General features: G+C 52.7%; 1 protein-coding gene. It reads right to left on the reverse strand.

All coding sequences use genetic code 11. From position 1 onward, the window contains the following. The coding region (locus tag COY37_RS10235; protein ID WP_286977481.1) for an Ig-like domain-containing protein at window positions 1-2,695 on the reverse strand (2,695 nt) is incomplete at both ends.

Genomic DNA, 2,695 nt, shown 5'->3' on the forward strand with positions numbered 1-2,695 from the left:
ACGGATACGGTTATGTTCTCCCAGCGCTGGCCGTTCCAGTGCATGAGTTTGAGATTATGCGGGTTACCGGTTACTTGGCTCGGGTCATAAGAAACCGTTATCGTAATGTCGCCGGTATAGCTTGCGGTTGTTTGCACATCAATATAGGCGCCCCTGAATTTAAAGTTCGCCGGTTCGTTATACGGCGCATTTGTGTCTATCGAGGCCGTGGTCGTTCCATCCTTGGTAACGTTACTGAACTCTAATTGAACGCCGGGCAAGTTGACCGTAACTCCGCTTCCGCTGCCTGTTGGCTGGCTCGGTAGCGTCGATGTCGTCGCAACGCTGCTGTAATCGGACATGTTGCTCGCTGCGTCATACGCCTTGACATAGAAACCATATGAAGTACTTGGCTGAAGCCCACCAATACTAAAACTATTACCTGTGGTGCTTGCGATTTTCTGTTTGCTGCCGTTGTAGACGTTATAGCCGGTAGTGGCAACATTATCCGTTGAGACATCCCAGGAAAGCTGGATGGTACACGGGCATACAGGCATCGCTTTTACATTCGCCGGAATTGACGGCGGCGTTGCATCGATCTTAAATGCCTGGCTATTTGCAGTCTCTGTTATACCCGAGCTTGCAGAACAATAGTAGAGCGTATGCTGGCCCTCGGGAATGAGGTTGCCGGTTAGCGAACCCGGATATACCTGCCAGTTATTCGGTGAATCCCACTGGTAGTATGTCGTTCCGATCCGATCGCTGGTCAGCGTAATTGTAGGTTTAGTATTGTACCAGCCGTTGGTGCCGTTCGGGCTTGCCGGGTCAACATACAGCGATGTTACCGGTGAACTGGTCAGCAGCATCGTTGCAAATGACCAGGACTTATTTGCGGCTAGGCCGGTACCGGCCAAATCTTTCACGCCTGTGCTGATCGTTGCCGTATAAGTGGTCGAGTAATTAAGCGGGCTCGACGGACGGAAGGTGGCTGTTCTGCTCGCCGGGTCATAGGTAACCGTTCCGGTGATAGGGTTGTTATTATTGTCTTTTAAGGTAAACGTTGTGCCGTTAATGGTTGCCGGATCTATATCCTCACTAAACACGGCCGTTATATTAGTGGCTATGCTTACGTTCGTAGCCCCATCAGCCGGGCCGTTTGAAACAACCGACGGTGCGGCTTTATCTACTAGCACGGATATTCCCGAACCCACGGTCTCTACGTTTCCTGCGATGTCCGTTGCCCTTGATTTGATCGTGTAGCTTCCATCTGCCGGCAATGGCCATGAGTAGCTCCAGGCGGTGGTTCCGGATGCCGTAACCCATACGCCGTCGTTGATCGATATTTCTATCTTTGATAGCCCTGAGGATGCGGTGTCCGAGGCCGTTCCGCTAATCGTACAGCTTGTGCCGTTTAGGTGCGCTCCGTTAACCGGCGAGGTAATACCCGATGATGGAGCGGCCGTGTCTATCTTGATTAATTGCGACCTGATCGTCTCTGTGTTGTTGTAGCTATCTGTCGAGTAGAAGTAGACCGTATGCTGGCCCTCTTGCGCGCCGACACCGGCTGTAGCCGAGGTATATACGGTCCAGCCACCGGTTGACGTTGAATCCACCTGGTAATACGTTGTACCGGGCTCGTTCCTGGTTAACAAAATAGATGGTTTCGCTTTGAACCAACCGTTGCTGCCGTCAGGGCCCGACGGGTTGGTGGAAAGCGTTGTTACCGGTGGCGTCACATCACTCACGTTTAACGTAAAGGTAGCGGTTGAGCTTACCGCATTACCGGCCACGTCGACCGCTTTTACGTTCCAGGTATGTGCTCCTGCATCTAGCGGTGTTGTCATGGTATATGATGTCGATGATGCGGACAGATAATCCCTATTAAGCGATCCATCCACATAGAGCTGGTATTTTGCTACGCCGGAAACCGAATCCGAGCTGGCGGTCCATGTAAAGGTCGGCTTGGTCACGTTATTCGTCGATGAGTTGTCTGCCGGCGAGCCGATGTTGAAGGCCGCAGGGGCCGATAGGTCTACGTTGAACGCCTTGCTCTTAACGGTCTCCGTGTTGGCGGAAGTATCATCCGAATAGTAGTAGAGCGTGTGCTTTCCTTCAGGACCGGTAATGCCGCCTGTTGCATAGGTCTGCCATCCTGATGGAGAGGTTGAATCCCACTGGTAATAGGTTGCACCCGGTTCGTTTCTGGTCAACGTGATGACCGGGGCCGTCACAAACCAGCCACCGCTACCATCCGGGCTCGACGGGTTTGTGGAGAGTGCTGTTGCCGGTGGGACAACATCGGCTACGTTTATGGTAAAGGTCGATGTTGATTTCGTTGTGTTACCGGCCGAATCCACCGCTTGTATGTACCAGGTATGCGTCCCTGCGATGAGCGGGGTTGAAACGGTATATGAAGTTGACGATGGCGAGAGGCTATCCCTACTTAGCGCACCATCGATATAGAGCTGGTATTTGGCCAGGTTGATATCCGAACTCGCACCCCATGAGAATGTCGTATAGCTGGCGTTGTTTGTGCCTGAGCCATCGGCCGGTGAGCTGATGTCGAAGGCGGATGGCATAACCGTATCTACTTTAAATGCCCTGCTCTTCACGGTCTCTTTGTTGGCCGATGTGTCTTCCGAGTAATAGTAGAGCGTGTGTTGCCCTTCCGGGGCGGTAATTGTGCCGGCGTACACGATCCAGCCGGATGGTGATG

Origin of the sequence: Candidatus Aquicultor secundus (genome assembly GCF_002791875.1) — a bacterium.
Lineage (GTDB): Bacteria > Actinomycetota > Aquicultoria > Aquicultorales > Aquicultoraceae > Aquicultor_A > Aquicultor_A secundus.